This window comes from Frigoribacterium sp. PhB116, assembly GCF_004364285.1.
In the GTDB taxonomy this organism is placed as follows: Bacteria; Actinomycetota; Actinomycetes; order Actinomycetales; family Microbacteriaceae; genus Frigoribacterium.
The window spans coordinates 1,283,274-1,298,738 of the sequence record NZ_SOBE01000001.1; the positions used below are offsets into that span (position 1 = coordinate 1,283,274).

General features: G+C 73.6%; 15 protein-coding genes. 5 read left to right on the top strand and 10 right to left on the bottom strand.

The window, feature by feature from the left end:
• Positions 1 to 72: 72 nt before the first annotated feature.
• Together EDF20_RS05835 and EDF20_RS05840 are read right to left on the bottom strand one after the other, a co-directional pair.
• The gene (locus EDF20_RS05835) at positions 73 to 942 is read right to left on the bottom strand and encodes an NAD(P)H-hydrate dehydratase (RefSeq protein ID WP_133737959.1); all 870 of its coding nucleotides are present in this window, start codon (positions 940 to 942) and stop codon (positions 73 to 75) included.
• On the bottom strand, positions 926 to 1,693 hold the full coding sequence (locus EDF20_RS05840) for a histidine phosphatase family protein (RefSeq protein WP_133737960.1): 768 nt from the start codon (positions 1,691 to 1,693) through the stop codon (positions 926 to 928). The genes EDF20_RS05835 and EDF20_RS05840 overlap by 17 nt, the downstream gene beginning before the upstream one ends.
• Positions 1,694 to 1,815: 122 nt before the next feature.
• On the opposite strand from EDF20_RS05840, the gene EDF20_RS05845 reads away from it, so the two are divergent.
• On the top strand, positions 1,816 to 2,169 hold the full coding sequence (locus tag EDF20_RS05845) for an MmcQ/YjbR family DNA-binding protein (RefSeq protein WP_123546817.1): 354 nt from the start codon (positions 1,816 to 1,818) through the stop codon (positions 2,167 to 2,169).
• A 213-nt stretch (positions 2,170 to 2,382) separates the two neighbouring features.
• On the opposite strand, the gene epsC is transcribed toward EDF20_RS05845, so the two are convergent.
• From epsC to EDF20_RS05870, 5 genes are all read right to left on the bottom strand, one after another.
• Complete coding sequence (gene epsC, locus EDF20_RS16035) at positions 2,383 to 2,934, bottom strand: serine O-acetyltransferase EpsC (RefSeq protein WP_133737961.1); 552 nt, start codon at positions 2,932 to 2,934, stop codon at positions 2,383 to 2,385.
• 1 nt (position 2,935) lies between these two features.
• On the bottom strand, positions 2,936 to 3,874 hold the full coding sequence (gene cysK, locus EDF20_RS05855) for a cysteine synthase A (RefSeq protein ID WP_133737962.1): 939 nt from the start codon (positions 3,872 to 3,874) through the stop codon (positions 2,936 to 2,938).
• A 379-nt stretch (positions 3,875 to 4,253) separates the two neighbouring features.
• Entirely contained in the window at positions 4,254 to 5,960 is a 1,707-nt protein-coding gene (locus EDF20_RS05860) for an FAD-binding oxidoreductase (RefSeq protein ID WP_347876485.1), read from the bottom strand.
• Entirely contained in the window at positions 5,957 to 6,994 is a 1,038-nt protein-coding gene (locus EDF20_RS05865; RefSeq protein WP_133737963.1) for a lysophospholipid acyltransferase family protein, read from the bottom strand. The genes EDF20_RS05860 and EDF20_RS05865 overlap by 4 nt, the downstream gene beginning before the upstream one ends.
• Complete coding sequence (locus tag EDF20_RS05870; RefSeq protein WP_133737964.1) at positions 6,991 to 7,812, bottom strand: SDR family NAD(P)-dependent oxidoreductase; 822 nt, start codon at positions 7,810 to 7,812, stop codon at positions 6,991 to 6,993. Before EDF20_RS05870 ends, EDF20_RS05865 begins: the two co-directional genes overlap by 4 nt.
• Before the next feature lie 86 nt (positions 7,813 to 7,898).
• Here EDF20_RS05870 and EDF20_RS05875 point away from each other — a divergent pair, with 86 nt between their 5' ends.
• From EDF20_RS05875 to EDF20_RS05890, 4 genes are all read left to right on the top strand, one after another.
• Positions 7,899 to 8,720 (top strand): hypothetical protein, encoded by an 822-nt coding sequence (locus tag EDF20_RS05875; protein WP_123546822.1) that lies wholly within the window; start codon positions 7,899 to 7,901, stop codon positions 8,718 to 8,720.
• On the top strand, positions 8,717 to 11,149 hold the full coding sequence (locus EDF20_RS05880; RefSeq protein ID WP_133737965.1) for an SDR family oxidoreductase: 2,433 nt from the start codon (positions 8,717 to 8,719) through the stop codon (positions 11,147 to 11,149). Before EDF20_RS05875 ends, EDF20_RS05880 begins: the two co-directional genes overlap by 4 nt.
• A gap of 23 nt (positions 11,150 to 11,172) precedes the next feature.
• Entirely contained in the window at positions 11,173 to 12,000 is an 828-nt protein-coding gene (locus EDF20_RS05885) for a ferritin-like domain-containing protein (protein WP_123546824.1), read from the top strand.
• Between the two features lie 121 nt (positions 12,001 to 12,121).
• Positions 12,122 to 12,469, top strand: coding sequence for a LysR family transcriptional regulator (locus tag EDF20_RS05890; RefSeq protein WP_133737966.1), 348 nt, complete (start codon positions 12,122 to 12,124; stop codon positions 12,467 to 12,469).
• A 117-nt stretch (positions 12,470 to 12,586) separates the two neighbouring features.
• On the opposite strand, the gene EDF20_RS05895 is transcribed toward EDF20_RS05890, so the two are convergent.
• From EDF20_RS05895 to EDF20_RS05905, 3 genes are all read right to left on the bottom strand, one after another.
• Positions 12,587 to 12,928 carry a hypothetical protein gene (locus EDF20_RS05895; protein ID WP_133737967.1) on the bottom strand — a complete coding sequence of 114 codons (342 nt, stop codon included), beginning with the start codon at positions 12,926 to 12,928 and terminating at the stop codon, positions 12,587 to 12,589.
• Positions 12,929 to 13,083: 155 nt separating this feature from the next.
• Positions 13,084 to 14,070, bottom strand: coding sequence for an SDR family NAD(P)-dependent oxidoreductase (locus tag EDF20_RS05900; protein WP_133737968.1), 987 nt, complete (start codon positions 14,068 to 14,070; stop codon positions 13,084 to 13,086).
• Entirely contained in the window at positions 14,067 to 15,434 is a 1,368-nt protein-coding gene (locus EDF20_RS05905) for a glycosyltransferase (protein ID WP_133737969.1), read from the bottom strand. Before EDF20_RS05905 ends, EDF20_RS05900 begins: the two co-directional genes overlap by 4 nt.
• Between the last annotated feature and the right edge of the window lie 31 nt (positions 15,435 to 15,465).

Sequence of the window (15,465 nt, forward strand, 5' to 3'; positions counted from 1 at the left end):
CCAGCCGCCACGCGACGTAGCGCCGGTAACGACGTCACGCGACCTGACGTGGCCTGACGCGCGTTCCTCGGCCTAGGAGCCGACCTCGACGAGCACGCGCGGCAGCTCCGTGAGCAGCTCGCTCGCGAGGAACCCGAGGGGACCCACTCCGACGGCCAGCCGGTCGCCCGCCGACGAGTGGGCGTGGGTCGCCCACGTCGCGGCCTGTGCCGGCGTGGCCCCGCGGGCGGCGAGCCCGGCCACGGCCCCTGCGAGGACGTCTCCGCTGCCCGAGGTGCCGAGGCCGACGTGGCCGGCGCCCGAGCGCCGGAGTCGCCCGTCCGGGGACGCGACCAGGCTCTGGCAGGCGACCACCGCCTCCCACCGGGCTGCGATCTCGAGCAGGTCGCTCGGCAGGTCGTCCACGTCTCGGTCGAGCAACCGGCCAGCCTCGCTCGTGTTCGGGGTCATGACGAGTCGGCCGCGCAGCCGGTCGACCGCACCGCCGCAGCGCGGCAGCACCCCGAGGGCGAACGCGTCGAGGACGACCACCGTCTCGTCCCCCACGAGGTCAGGCAGGAGGCGCACCAGGGCCTCGGCCTCGTCGGCGTCGTCGAGCCCCGACCCGGCGAGCACGGCGTCGGCGCCCTGGAGGTCGTCGGCCGCCGCCCCCAGCGACGAGCCGACCACATGCCCCTCCGGGGTCTCGCCCAGGGGAACGACGCCCGCCTCCGGCAGGGCCACCGCGATGTGCGGGGCGACCGAGCCGGCGACGGCGAGCGTGAGACGACCCGCGCCGACGCGCAGCGCTGCGAGCGCGCCGAGCATCGCTGCACCGGGCGTGCGCGCTGCTCCGCCCACGACGACGACCTGCCCGCGCGAGTACTTGCCGTCCCCGGCGGTCGGGAGGGGCCAGGCGCGCAGCAGCTCGGGGGTGATGACGTGCTCAGTGCGGTCGGACATCGCGGTCTCCTTCGTGGACGGTCACGGGTGCGTCCTCCTCGGCCAGGTGGTCGACGTCCGCGAAGCGGTCGAGGGTCCACCAGGAGGCCCCCGCCTCGCGGCGCAGGGTGGTCACGGAGGCGTTCGTGACGGTGTTGCCGCGGGCGAACTCGAGCAGGCCGTCCTCGCTCAGCCCGGTGCAGACGTAGACGACGAGCATGATGACGGCGTCGTGCGCGGTGAGCACGACGCGCTGGGTGTCGGTCTCGTCGGCCAGGTCGTCGAGGTCCCGGAGCAGCGAACGGACGCGGAGGGCCACGTCGGCCCAGGACTCGCCGCCGGGCGGACGATGGTAGAACTTGCCGAGCCGGTGACGGCGTGCCGCCTCCTCGGGGTGCCGTGCCTCGACCCCGCGACGGGTCAGCAGGTCGAGCACCCCGAGCTCGCGGTCGCGGAGTCGCTCGTCCACGCGGATCGTGGGCTCGAGACCGGCCTCCTCCACCGCCGTCCCGATGGTCTGTCGGGCACGCAGGTAGGGCGAGCACCAGAAGGCGGTGCCGCTGCCTCCGTCGCCCACTGCGACCGCACCCAGGTCGAGGCCGTCGAGCCATGAGGCGAGCGCGCGCGCCTGTTCGATCCCCTTCTCGCTGAGGGGGACGTCGGCGTCGCGCTCGTCGACGTCGATCGTCTCGGAGCCGGCTGCCTCGGCGGCCGTGGCGGCGACGTTCGCGGTGCTCTCGCCGTGGCGGACGAGGAGGAGTTCCCTGATCATGTCGACGACGGTAGGCGGTCGCGCGGCGTCGCGACCACCCGGCCGTGCGGTCGGCGGCGAGGGTGTCGAGACCTGGCCGACGCCTCCTCGTCACGACCTGCGGAGCGTGGCATCCTGGGCCGATGGCGACGACGACCGAGCAGGTGCAGGCGATCTGCGCCGAGCAGCCCTCTGCCGAGCTGACGTTCCCGTTCGGGCTCGAGATCGCCGTGTACAAGGTGCGCGGCAAGATCTTCGCCCTGGTGCCCGTCGACGCCGAGACGCCGTCCGTCTCGCTCAAGGCGGTGCCGGAGCACGCCGAGCAGCTACGCGCCGAGCACCCCGAGATCACTCCGGGGTGGCACCTGAACAAGCGGCACTGGATCACGCTCGACCTGTCGGGCGACCTGCCCGCGACCATGGTCGAGGACCTCGTGGGCAACTCGTACGACCGCGTGGTCGCGGGCATGCCGAAGTCGCGTCGCCCGCTGGCGTAGTCGGCCGCCCGCGCGGCGCGGCGGGGCCGTCGTTCGTTGTGTCGACGGCGTCGAGGACTCAGGCGACGACGACGACCTGCGCCGCCCAGCCCGGCGCCGAGTCCAGCGTCGACGCCGACACCTGATTCGTCGACGCGCGAACAGGGAGACGCACGAGCGATGGCAGCGGCGGGCTACGGATGCAGCGGAAGCAGCAGCGGGAGCGGGAGCGCGCTAGCCGCGTCGCGGCCGCGCGACGGCGGGCACGCCGACCGCGACCGACCCGGGCGGCACGTCGTGCGTGACGACCGCGCCCGCGCCGACGACGCTGTCGGCCCCGACGACGACCCCGCCGAGCACGGCCGCGCCCGCGCCGATCGTGACGCCGCGCTCGAGCGTCGGGTGCCGACGCCCGGCGACGCCACGGCCGCCCTTGCCCCCGAGGGTCACCCCGTGGAACAACGTGCAGTCGTCGCCGACGACCGCCGTCTCGCCGACGACGGTCCCCATCCCGTGGTCGATGAAGAGCCTGCGCCCGAGCACGGCGCCGGGGTGGATCTCGACGCCGGTCGCCGTCCGCGCGACCTGCGACAGCACCCGGGCGACGAACCGCGAGCCGAGGAGGCGCGGCACGCCTCCCGCACGCCACAGCCTGCTGGTCAGGCGGTGCGCCCAGACCGCGTGCAGCCCCGAGTAGACGAGTGCCGTCTCGAGCCGTCCGCGGGCCGCAGGATCGCGTCGCCGGACGGTGGCGAGGTCCTCGCGGAGCCGCGCGACCAGCCGCACGCTAGGCGTCCGCGAGGTCCTGGAACAGCACCGTCGAGAGATAGCGCTCGCCCGTGTCGCAGACGATCGCGACGATGCGCTTGCCGGCGTTCTCGGGGCGGGCGGCGATCTCGAGGGCGGCGTGCACGATGGCTCCCGACGAGATCCCGGAGAGGATGCCCTCCTTCGTCCCGAGGTCGCGTGCGACGCGCAGGGCGTCGTCCAGCTGCACGGGGAAGACCTCGTCGATCTGTGTCCGGTCGAGCACCTCCGGCACGAAGTTCGCGCCGATGCCCTGGATCTTGTGCGGTCCGGCCTTGCCCTCGCTGAGCAGCGGCGAGTCGGCGGGCTCGACGGCGACGACCTTCACGCCCGGCACCTCCTCGTGCAGCACCTGGCCGACGCCCGTGATCGTGCCGCCGGTGCCGACGCCCGCGACGAAGAAGTCGACGGCGCCCTCGGTGTCCCGGATGATCTCGCGCGCCGTCGTGCGGCGGTGGATCTCGGCGTTCGCCAGCGTCTCGAACTGCTGGGCCCAGACGGCGCCCTCGGTCTCGTCGACGATCTGCTTCGCGCGCTCGACGGCGCCGCGCATGCCCTCGCTGCCCGGGGTCAGGACGACCTCGGCGCCGTAGGCCTTGATCAGGGTGCGGCGCTCGACGCTCATCGTCTCGGGCATCGTGATCACGACGCGGTAGCCACGGGCGGCGCCCACGAGGGCGAGGGCGATCCCGGTGTTGCCGCTCGACCCCTCGACGATCGTGCCGCCGGGCTCCAGCTGACCCGACGCCTCGGCCGCGTCGACGATGGCGACGCCGAGGCGGTCCTTGACGCTCGCGCCCGGGTTGTAGAACTCGAGCTTCACGACGACCTCGGCACCTCCGGGCACCGCCAGGCGGTTGAGGCGCACGAGGGGCGTGTCGCCGAAGGCGGAGGTGATGTCGTCGTGGATGCCGGTCATGCGCGTCTCTTCCGTGAGGTGGGTCGGTACGTACGAACAGACCTCAGTGTAGGCAGCGGACCTGCGCCGTCGCCCCAGATGACGCCCAGCGGCGGACCCACGACACGTGGGACCGGGCAGTCCGTCCACGCGGCAGCTCAGCGGGCAGTCGACGCGTCGACGGATCAGGAGACGGAGGAGGCGCGGCCCGGCCCGCCGAGGACGCGGCGTCCCTGACGACGCCCGCGCCTGAGTCCTCGACACGAGTGCGCGAGGCACGGCGCAGCGGCGCCACGCGAGTGCGCGACGCACGGCGCAGCCGCGCGACGCGGCGCGGCGCGACAGCGCGGCGCCCCGCCGCACACGAGGTGCGACGGGGCGCCGAGGTCGAGCGGCGGGTCTACGCGCCGGTGACCTTGCCCGGGTTGAACACGCGCCCCGGGTCGGCCGAGTCGAACAGCCCCTGCATGACGGCGACGCCCTCGGCCGAGACGTCCTGGGCCAGCCAGGGCTGGTGTTCCAGGCCGACGCCGTGGTGGTGCGACACGGTCGCGCCGGTGTCGATGAACGCCTGCTGGATGGCGTGCTTCACGACGTCGTACTCCGCCTCGGCCTGCTCGCCGTGCTCGAAGGCGAACGTGAAGTAGAGGCAGGCGCCCGAGTGGTACGAGTGCGACAGGTGCCCCATGATCCAGCCCTGCACGCCGATCTGGTCGAAGGCCTGGTTGGCGGCGGCGTAGACGCGCGACGACACGGCGCGCAGCTTCGACCAGGGCGCGGCGGTCTCGGAGACGTCGGCCGCGCCTCCGTGGTCCATGAAGAAGTCGCGCAGGTAGGGCGTGTCGAACTTCTTCTGGTCGTAGAGCTTGCCCGGGCCCTTGCCCACGCCCATGCCCTTGTTCGCCTTGACGATCTTGGCGACCGCCTTCTGGGTCTGGGCGACGTGCTCGGGACTGCCCTCGTAGCCGATGAACGACAGGCACATCGCGTCGACGTCCCAGCCCTTGGCCTTGAGCACCTTCGGCAGCGCGTCGTTGACGACCTTCGAGATGCCCGTGCTCGCCTTCGAGGTCGCGAACGAGAACGCCGTCTCGTGCGCGTCCGAGACGCGGGTCACCGACGGCCGCGCGTCGCTCTCGGCGATGGCCTGCATGGCGGCCAGGCCGTCGTGCCACGACGGGAACAGGTAGGCGAGGATCTCGCGCTTCTCGGGCAGGCGGTGCACCTGGGCCGTGACCTCCGTGATGACGCCGAGGCGCCCCTCCGAGCCGATGATCATCTCGCGCAGCGAGGGCCCGGTGGAGGCGCTCGGCACGGCGCGGATCGCGAGGACTCCCCCGGGACGCACGACGCGCAGCCCCTTGGTGATGTCCGCGATGTCGCCGTACTTGTCGCTCTGCATGCCGGAGGAGCGGGTCGCGACCCAGCCCCCCATGGTCGAGTGGGTGAAGCTGTCCGGGAAGTGGCCGAGGGTCCAGCCGCGCGCGTTCAGCTGCTCCTCGAGGTCGGGGCCCTGGCCGCCGGCCTGGATGCGGGCGAGGCCGCCGTCCTCGTCGATGTCCAGCACCTTCGAGAGGCGGCCCATGTCGAGCGAGACCACGGTGCGCTCCTCGGTCGGCATCGGCTCGAGGCTGCCGACGATGTTGCTGCCGCCGCCGAAGGGGATCAGCACGACGTCGCTCGCGACGGCGAGGTCGACGATCTGCTGCACCTCGGCCTCGTCGGCGGGGTAGACCACCAGGTCGGGCACACGCTCGAGGATGCCCGCTCGGATGCGGATCAGGTCGCGGATGCTCTTGCCGTAGGTGTGCACGACGCGGTCGTGGTCGCCCTGGTCGACGTGCTCGGGCCCGACGATCTGCACGAGCGAGTCGAGCACCTCGGCCGAGGCGCGCGAGGCGGGGACGGTCAGCTGGGCGAAGTCGAGGCCCGTGTCGTGCTGGCCCTGGGTCAGCTCGACGCCGACGATCTTCTTCACGAAGGGGGCGAACCCGGGCTTGTCCTCGTGGTGGAACGCGACGCCCTCGACGCCCCAGCCCCACCACTTCATGTGGGCGACGCCGTGGTCGGCGGCCGTGGTCTGGGGCTTGTTCTGGACGTCGGTCACGGTCGTGCTCCTTCAGAGGGGTGTTCGGGGCCCAGGATGCGGGCGGTGTTCGCGTCCTTGAGACGCAGGATCTCGGCGCGGAGCCGAGCGGAGAAGTCGAGGGGCGTCTCGCCGGGCTCGGGACGCATCGGGTCGCCGAACGCGACGCCGACGGGCAGCCGGCCGGGTCGCGGCCAGCTCGAGCCGCGCGGGTGCGCGATGTGCGCCCCGATCAGCGCGAGCGGGATGATCGGCACGTCGCAGGCGGCGGCGAGCGCCGCGGCACCGGGCTTGAAGGAGGCGACGGTGCCGTCCTTGGACCGCGTGCCCTCCGGGAACACCAGCACCGGGTAGCCGCGCTCGAGCAGCGAGCGGGCGCTGACGGTCGGCTGGCCGGCCCGACGCCGGGCGGCGACCTTGGCGGCGGCCTTGCGGCGCGCCGCGGACGGGATCGCCGTCGCGCCCGTCGAGGGGTGCGCGGCCGCGGCGGCGGCTGCGGCGGCCACGGCCCCCGGCGCCTGGGGCGTCGGCGACCCGGGCGTGCCCGCCGGGGTCGCGGTCGACGACCCGCGCTGCACGGGGAACGCGTTGAAGAACAGCTCGGTCAGCTTGCGGCGCCACGGCACGTCGAAGAAGTAGTCCGCGGCGGCGCCGGTGGCGAGGTAGCGGGCCAGGCGACGCGGCAGGGCGCCGAGGATGAGCGGCGCGTCGAGGTGGCTCGAGTGGTTGGCGACCACGATGAAGCCGCCTTCGACGCCCTTGAGCCGGTCTCGGTCGATGACGGTGACGCTCGTGATCGACCAGATCGTGGGCTTGAGGACGACGCGCTGGGCGACGTAGCGGGCCATCGCGTGGCCGCGCGAGCTGAAGCGGTCCTTGACGTCGACGGCGGCGCGGGCGACGGCGTCGCGGCGCGGGCGAGCCGCGCGAGCGTCGGCGGCGGCGGCGGACGACGACGACGACGCAGAAGCAGACGACGACGCAGCAGACGAGGCGGGCTCCGCCTCGGCGGCCTGCTCGGTCTCGTCGGGTCGCTCGTCGCGGGCCACCGTCACCGCTCCACCGGAGCGTCCGTGCCGGCAGCACCGCCGGCGACGGCGTCCGCGGGCGCACGGCGGCTCGACGAGATCGCGCCGGACACGGCGCGCACGGCGCTGCCCGGAGCGTGCTTGACCAAGCCGATCAGCACCTTGTACCGAAGCGTGGGCATGGACACCACCTTGCCTCTCTCGACGTCGCGCAGGCACGCGGACACCAGTCGTTCGGCGCTGAGCCACATCGAGTTGGGTATGGACGACGACCGGATCCCGGCGCGCTGATGGAACTCCGTGCGCACCCACCCCGGCTGCAGCACCGTGACGCCCACGCCGCTGCCCTTCAGCTCGACCGCGAGGCCCTCGCTGAACGAGTTGACCCACGCCTTGATCGACGAGTAGCTGCCCATCGCCATGTAGCCCGCGACGCTGCCGACGTTGACGATGTGGCCGGAGCCACGGAGGCGCATCGCGCGCCCCGCGGACGCCGAGAGCACCAGCACGCTCCGCACCATCACCTCGAACGCCCGGTCGTGCACGGCCGTGTCGGTGCTCGTCAGCGGCTCGTGCACGCCGAAGCCGGCGTTGTTGACGAGCAGGTCGACCGGACGGTCGACCTCGGCGAGCCGGGCGGCCACCCGGTCGACGTCGGCACGGTCGCCGAGGTCGGCGGAGAGCACCTCGACGTCGCGTCCGAGGGCCCTCAGCTCGAGGGCGGTCAGGTCGAGTCGGGCGGGGTCGCGCGCGACCAGGACGATGTCCCAGCCGCGGGCGGCGAGTTGGCGGGCGAATTCGGCTCCGATGCCGGACGTGCCCCCGGTGACGAGCGCTGTTGCCATGCCGCTTACGATACGGTCTTGTCGGGAAACTGCGTGCATCGTGTCCCGTTCACCACCGCGATGAGGTCCCCCGGAGGAACACAGCCATGACGACCGATCGCGACCCCTACGACTCGAGCACCTTCGACATCCGCGAGTTCACCCTGACCGCCCAGGGCACGCTCCGCGCCGAGCTCGACCTGGCCCCCTTCGACGCCGCGCCGCTCAGCCCGGACGAGCTCCGCCTCCTGCGCCACCTCGGCCGCCTCGAGAGCGCGACGATGGAGCACCTCCGCAACCTGCTCGTCACGGCCACGCACAAGGACGCCCGGGTCACCGCGTTCCTCGTCACCTGGGCGTTCGAGAAGTACTGGATTGCCGACGCCGTCGACGCCGTGCTCGAGGCGAACGGCGAGCCGCGCCTCAAGGACGTCGAGGAGGGGCCCCGCCGACACAGCCCCGCCGAGGCCGTCGAGCGGCGCGGCCCGATCACCCGCGCGATCGAGGCGATCGGACGCGGCGTGCCCATCGTGGCCGTGCACATGACCACCGGCCTCGTCGACGAGTGGGTGATGCGGCACGCGTACGACGTCCTCGTCGAGCGCGCCGACAGCCCCGCGCTGACGGCTGTCGTCGAGCGCCTCCGCACCGTCAAGGCGCGGCACGAGGAGTTCTTCGACGTCGAGGCACGCTGGCGCCTCGAGGACTCGGCCCGTGCCGTGAAGCAGACCCGCGCCTCCTTGTCGACGGCCGTCTGGCCGCTGGGCGCCGTCGAGCGCTCGGACGCCGAGCGCACCTTCTTCGACGCCGCGGTGTGGGGCGGCGCCGCCGGCCACCTGCGGGCGGACGCCGTCGGCGACCGCGTCGCCTCCCTGCCCGGACTCGACGCCTCCGTGGGCGCCGCCGTGACCCGAAAGCTCACCGCATGACCGTCCCTGCCCCCTCCTCCGTCCCCGGCTCGACCGTGACCAGCCTCGGCTCGGCGCACGTGCTCCTGACCGGCGGCACCGGCTTCGTCGGCCAGGCGATCCTCGAGCGGCTGCTGTCGTCGCACCCCGACACGACGGTCACGCTGCTCATCCGCCCCAAGGCCGGCACGTCGGCCCTGGCCCGTCTGCGGCACCTCCTCAAGAAGCCCGTGTTCGCGTCGTGGCGCGAGCGCGTCGGGGCGGACGAGGTCGAGCGCGCGCTGACCGAGCGGCTGCGGGTCGTCGAGAGCTCCCTCGGCTCGCTGCCCGCCCTGCCGGGCGACCTCGACGTCGTCATCCACAGCGCGTCGACCGTGTCGTTCGACCCGCCGATCGACCAGGCGTTCGACACGAACGTGGGCGGCGCCGTCGGTCTCTACGAGGCGCTGGTCGCGGCGGGCGGCAACCCGCACGTCGTCCACGTCTCGACGGCCTACGTCGGGGGCATCCGCAAGGGCGTCTTCCCCGAGGCGGCGCTCCGCCACGACGTCGACTGGCGCGCCGAGCACGCGGCCGCCCGCGACGCCCGCGCCCGCGTCGAGGCGGCGTCGCGCCAGCCCGAGACGCTCCGCGGGTTCCTGGCCGAGGGCCGGGCGGGCCACGGCAAGACCGGACCGCAGGCCGTCGCGGCGGCAGCCGAGGAGGCGCGGGTCGCCTGGGTGGCCGCCCGTCTCGTCGACTACGGGCGCACCCGCGCCGAGACCCTCGGCTGGACCGACGTCTACACGCTGACCAAGGCCTTCGCCGAGCGCGCCGCCGAGCAGATCTGGGCGGCCGAGGGCCACCGGCTCTCCGTCGTCCGGCCCGCGATCGTGGAGAGCGCCCTGCGCCACCCCTACCCGGGCTGGATCGACGGCTTCAAGGTCGCCGACCCGCTGATCATGTCGTACGCCCGCGGCCTGCTGCCCGAGTTCCCCGGGGTGCCCGACAGCGTCCTCGACATCGTGCCGGTCGACTACGTGGTGAACGTGATCCTGGCCGTGGCCGCGAACCCGGCCGGCGCCTCCTCGGCCTCTGCCGTCGACTCCGGTGCGGCCGGCGCCGTCGCGTCGGGCGCTGCGACCGACGGCGCTGCCCCGGCCTCGGCCTCGGCCTCGGCGCCCGAGCCGCAGTACTTCCACGTCGCGTCGGGCAACAGCAACCCGTTCCCGATCCTGCGGATGTTCGACAACCTCAAGACGTTCTTCACGGCGAACCCGCTGCCGCGCGACGAGCACACGAACATCCCCGTGCCGACCTGGGACTTCCCCGGCGTGCGCAAGGTGGAGGGCGCGATCCGGACCGCTCAGCGCGCGAACGACTGGCGCGAGCGCGTGCTCGTCCGCCTGCCCTCGACGACCCGCACCCGCACGGCCCTCACCGGCGTGCAGACGCGGCGGGCCGACCTCGAGTCGCTGCAGAGCCTGACCGACCTGTACCGGCACTACGTGCAGTCCGAGATCATCTTCGACGACCGCCGCACGCGCGCCCTGCACGACGGCCTCCCCGAGGAGGCGCCGGCCGACATCGGCTTCGACGTGACGGACATCGACTGGGAGGACTACTTCCAGACCGTGCACTTCCCGTCGATCACCGCGATGACGCGGGCGTTCTCGGTCCGTCCCGCGGCGGCCGGCGCCGTGCTCGACGCCCGGGCCCTGCCGCAGCGCAGCGACGTCGTCGCCGTCTTCGACCTCGAGGGCACCGTGCTCGACTCGAACATCGTCGAGCAGTACCTCTGGGTGCGCTCGAACGGCTTCCGCAAGGCGGCCTGGCCCGCCGAGGTCGCGTCGCTGCTGACCGGGCTGCCCGCCTACCTGCGCGCCGAGGGGCGCGACCGGGGCGAGTTCATCCGGGCGTTCCTCCGCCGCTACGCCGGCATGCCCGTCTCGCGGCTGAAGGGCGTCGTCCGCTCGGCCGGCTACGCCGAGACGGTCCGCCGGCACACCCTGCCCGAGGCGCTCGCGCGCATCGCCGAACACCGCGCCGCCGGGCACCGCACCGTGCTCGTCACGGGCTCCATCGGCACCCTCGCGACCCCCATCGCCCACCTCTTCGACGAGGTCGTCGCGAGCACGATGCACGAGCGCGACGGCGTCCTCACGGGCTACCTCGCCCAGCCGCCGCTCGTCGACGAGGCCCGCGCCGCGTGGCTCGCGCAGTGGGCCCTCGAAGAGGGAATCGACCTCACGGGGTCGTACGGGTACGGTGACAGCCACGCCGACCTGGCGTGGCTGGAGATGCTCGGCAACCCGTCCGCCGTCAACCCCGACGCCAATCTCGCACGCGAGGCGCTCCGAAGAAGATGGAGCATCCGAGATTGGTCGCGTGCCCGCGGTTCGTCCGCGTCCGGAACATCGACGGCCCCGGCCGTCGGCACCACCTCGAAAGGAGAAGGAGACAGGGTCTGACGACCCGCGCCTCCTCACGCCACATGGCATTCGACATCGACAAGTTCGCCGCCACCAGCGAGCGCATCACCTGGGACGACCTCGACCTGGACCACTTCAAGGAGAACCCGCTCAGCCCGGACTCCCTCCGCACCCTGCGCTACATGGCCGACGTGGAGTACCACACGGTCTGCTACACCCGTGACCTGCTGACGACGCCCTCGCACAAGGAGGGCGACGTCTCGACCTTCATGACCATGTGGAACCGCGAGGAGTTCTGGCACGGCGAGGCCCTCGCCGCGATCCTCGAGGTGCACGGCGAGAAGGTCGACTACGACCAGCTGCGCGCGAACCGGCTCAAGCTCGGCTGGCGCGACAAGCTCGACCCGGTCAAGCAGGGCCTGCTCGGCAAGTTCGTCGGCTCGGACTTCGTGGCCGTGCACATGTCGTGGGGCGCCGCCAACGAGTACTCGGCCGTCGCCGCCTACAAGCGGATGGCCGCCCTCGAGAAGGACCCGGTGCTCGCCGAGCTGCTCGTGCGCATCGCCCGCCAGGAGTCGCGCCACGTCGCGTTCTACGTGTCGCAGGCCCGTGAGCGCCTGCTCAAGAGCAAGAAGGCGCAGAAGCTGACCCGCTTCCTGCTGCAGAAGGTCTGGGCGCCCGTCGGCTCGTCGATCATGGAGCTCGACGACGTGAAGTTCGTCTTCGGTCAGCTGATGAGCGGCGAGGAGGGCCGCAAGGCCGCCGAGAAGCTCGACGCCAACATCTCGAACCTGCCCGGCATGTCGGGGCTGACGATCTTCCAGAAGGCGCTCGACGGGCTCGGCGTCACGCACGGCCCCGCCGCAGGCGGCTCGGTCAGCGTCGCCTGACGGCTCGTCCGGCACCGATCCCCTCCTCGGCCGCAGGTCGTCCCGCCTCGGCGGGGCGGCCTGCGGCTCCGTTAGTCTGGGGCGGTCGGGCACCCGGCCGACCAGCGAGAGGCGACACCACGTGAAGACGAGCCACCTGAGGCACTTCCTCGTCGCGGCCGAGGTGCTGCACTTCCCCGTCGCGGCCGACAAGCTCGGGATCTCGCGGCAGAAGCTCGAGTCGTCGATCGAGGCGCTCGAGCTCGAGTTCGGGCAGAAGCTGTTCGACCGCGATGCCTCGCCCTACCGCCTGACCAAGGCGGGCCGCGCGGCCGTGGTCGTCGCCGAGGACGAGTTGGCCAGCCCCTCGACACCGCCAGCGCCGCCTGCTCCCCCAGCGGGCGGCAAGGCCAAGGCGTCGAAGGGCAAGGGGCGCACCCCGGCGGTCAAGGGGCAGCCGAAGCCGTTCAAGAAGCGCCAGGGGCGCTAGGGGTCACAGGGCGCCAGGGGCGCTAGGGGCAACAGGGCGCCAGGGGCGTCGGCGGCAGCAGGGCGCCAGGGGCGTCGGCGGCAACAGGGCGCCAGGGGCGTCGGCGGTCACAGGGCGCTAGCCGGCCTCGCCGCTGCTCGTCTCCGCGAACCAACCCGCGTACCGGGTGTTCTCGGCCATGCGGCGGGTCTCGTCGGGGGCGTCGTCGTCCCACCAGACCGGGCCCCGCTCGCCGAGCGCCGTCTTCGCGGCGTCGACCCGGGCCCGGGCGGCCTCGGGGGCCCCGGCGTCGTCGTCGGCCAGCGCGGTCTTCTTCGCGCGCCGCGCCTCCATCAGCTCGTGCACCAGCTCGGCCCGACGCTGCTCGGGCAGCGACGGGTCCGTGCGGCGCCAGAGCCGCCCGCGGACGACGAGGTAGCGGCCGTCGGGCGTGACGAGGGGTGCGGGTGCGTCGGCCATGCGGCCAGTCTGCCGCGCGCCGCGCGGCCCCGGCCCGCCCCGCCCCGGGTCCCCTGTCGACGATTCAGGCGACGGCGTCGACGGCGGGCCCGAGGTCCGGGCACGGGGCACGTCCGCGACGGCGTCTTCTGAGAGCTCGACGCGGCTCGACGCCGCTAGACGACGTAGCGCGTCGAGCCCGGCTCGTCGGTGCCGAGCACCCAGCGCCAGGTGTCGCGGAGCCCGTCCTCGAGGCTCGTCAGCGGCTCCCAGCCGAGACTCCGTGCGAGCCCGTTGTCGGAGAGCAGCCGGTCCACCTCGCTCGCCTCGGGCCGGAGCCGCGCCTCGTCGACCACGACGCGGGCGTCTCGTCCGCTGACCTGGATCAGCAGCTCGGCGAGCGCGCCGATGCTGATCTCCTGGCCGGTGCCGAGGTTGACGGCCCGGCCGAGGGCCGCGTCCGAGGAACCGACCGTGAGGAACCCGGCGACCGTGTCCGAGACGTGGGTGAAGTCGCGGGTCGGCGTGGTCGACCCGAGCCGGATCTCGTCGGCCCCGGCCGCGAGCTGCCGCAGGATCGTCGGGATGACGGCTCGCGCGCTCTGCCGCGGGCCGTAGGTGTTGAACGGGCGGCACACGGCGACCTCGGTGCCGAACGACGCGTGGTACGACAGCACCATCGCGTCGGCGGCGATCTTCGAGGCCGCGTACGGCGACTGCGGCTGCGCGGGGTGGGTCTCGTCCATCGGCACGCGCAGCGCGCTGCCGTACGTCTCGGAGGTCGACGTGTGCACCATGCGCGCCCCGTGCCGGCGGCAGGCGGCGACGACGGCGTGCGACCCGACGACGTTGGTCTGCACGTACGACTCGGGCGCCGTGTACGAGTACGGGATGCCGATCAGGGCCGCGAGGTGGAACACCACCTCGACCCCGGCCACGGCCTCGTCGACCACGAACGGGTCGCGCACGTCGCCCGCGAGCAGCTCGACGCGGTGGTCGGACGCGTACCGGGCGAGGTTGCCCGCGGCGCCGTAGGGCTTGTAGTGGCAGAGGGCGCGCACGTGGGCGCCGAGGGCGACGAGCTCGTCGACGAGCGCCGAGCCGATGAAGCCCTCCGCTCCGGTCACGAGGACGGTGCGGCCCTGCCAGGTGGTGTCGTTCATCGAGTGGTCCCTTCGGTGGTGTTCGTGGAGGTGGAGGAGGAGGAGATCGAGGAGGCGGCCGAGACGGCCGAGGAGGCGGTGGAGGCGGCGGGAGGCGCGAGCTCGACGACCCACCCGGCGACCGCGTCGGCGGCGTCGGCGTGCGGCGAGGCACCGCGCGGCGAGGCCGAGCCGGAGCCGGAGCCGGAGCCGGAGTCGGAGTCGGAGTCGGGGTCGGGGTCGGGGTCGGGGTCCTGCGGCTGAACGACCCCGGCGAGCGCGACCACCCTGGTCAGCGCCGCCGCCAGCGTCTCGCCGTCGAGGTCGCCGTCGCGCACGACGACGACGGGGGCGCGACCGGACGCGGCGAGCGCCTCCGCGTTGGCGGTCTGGTGGTCGTCCGTCGCGCTCGGCAGGGGCACGACGACGGCGGGGACGCCGAGGTGCTCGATCTCCGCCACGGTGCACGCCCCGCCGCGGACGACGACCGCGTCCGCCGCCGAGTAGGCGGCCGCCATGTCGTCGATGTGCTCGACCACCTCCGCCACTTCGTCACCGCCGCCCCGCACGAGCGCGCCCCGCAGGCTCGCGACGTGGGTCGGGCTCGCCTTGACGACGAGCCGCAGCCGACGGCCGTCCAGGCCTCCGTCGGCGGCTGCCGTACCGGCCGCACCGGCCGCGACCGCCGCGCACGCGAGCTCCACCGCGGCACGGTCGAGGGACGCCGCCCCCAGGCTGCCGCCCGAGACGACGACGAGCAGCTCGTCGTCCTCGACGCCCCAGGAGGCGCGGGTCGGCCCCCGCAGCGACTCCCGGTCGCACGCCGCCAGGGCCGGGAGGATCGGGATGCCGACCTGCCGCACCTCCGCCCCGGTGCCGAGCCCGACGGACGCCGGGTCGAAGGCACAGGCCACCCGTCCCGACAGCCGTGCCGCCAGGCGGTTGGCGAGCCCGGGCGTCGCGTTCGACTCGTGCACGACCACGGGCAGGCGCAGCGTCCAGCCCGCGACGACGGCCGGCACGCTCGGGTAGCCGCCGACCCCGACGACGACCTGGGCGCCTCGTCGGCGCAGCTGCCCGCGTGCCCCGAGCACGCAGCGGACGAACCGTGCGGGGAACAGCAGCGCCGCGAGGCCCGGCCGCCGGGGGAACGCGACCATCGGCGTCGTGTCGAGCTCGTAGCCGGCCGCCGGGACGAGGGTCGCCTCCAGCCGGTCCGCGGTCCCGGCGAAGGTGACGACCACCTCCGGCACCCGTCGCTGTAGGGCCGCGGCGACCGCGATGCCGGGGAACACGTGGCCGCCGGTGCCCCCGGCGGCGACGACGACGCGGAGGCGGTCGACCGGCGGGGTCGAGCGGGCGCGTCTCGAGGTGGTGGATGACATGCCGCAAGGGTCGGCCGCCTGCGTGAGGCGA

Bases quoted from the DNA above. Each gene is read 5' to 3' on its own strand.
- EDF20_RS05835 (WP_133737959.1), bottom strand. From the start codon at position 942: ATGTCCGACCGCACTGAGCACGTCATCACCCCCGAGCTGCTGCGCGCC.
- EDF20_RS05840 (WP_133737960.1), bottom strand. From the start codon at position 1,693: ATGATCAGGGAACTCCTCCTCGTCCGCCACGGCGAGAGCACCGCGAAC.
- EDF20_RS05845 (WP_123546817.1), top strand. From the start codon at position 1,816: ATGGCGACGACGACCGAGCAGGTGCAGGCGATCTGCGCCGAGCAGCCC.
- cysK (WP_133737962.1), bottom strand. From the start codon at position 3,874: ATGACCGGCATCCACGACGACATCACCTCCGCCTTCGGCGACACGCCC.
- EDF20_RS05870 (WP_133737964.1), bottom strand. From the start codon at position 7,812: ATGGCAACAGCGCTCGTCACCGGGGGCACGTCCGGCATCGGAGCCGAA.
- EDF20_RS05875 (WP_123546822.1), top strand. From the start codon at position 7,899: ATGACGACCGATCGCGACCCCTACGACTCGAGCACCTTCGACATCCGC.
- EDF20_RS05880 (WP_133737965.1), top strand. From the start codon at position 8,717: ATGACCGTCCCTGCCCCCTCCTCCGTCCCCGGCTCGACCGTGACCAGC.
- EDF20_RS05885 (WP_123546824.1), top strand. From the start codon at position 11,173: ATGGCATTCGACATCGACAAGTTCGCCGCCACCAGCGAGCGCATCACC.
- EDF20_RS05895 (WP_133737967.1), bottom strand. From the start codon at position 12,928: ATGGCCGACGCACCCGCACCCCTCGTCACGCCCGACGGCCGCTACCTC.
- EDF20_RS05900 (WP_133737968.1), bottom strand. From the start codon at position 14,070: ATGAACGACACCACCTGGCAGGGCCGCACCGTCCTCGTGACCGGAGCG.
- EDF20_RS05905 (WP_133737969.1), bottom strand. From the start codon at position 15,434: ATGTCATCCACCACCTCGAGACGCGCCCGCTCGACCCCGCCGGTCGAC.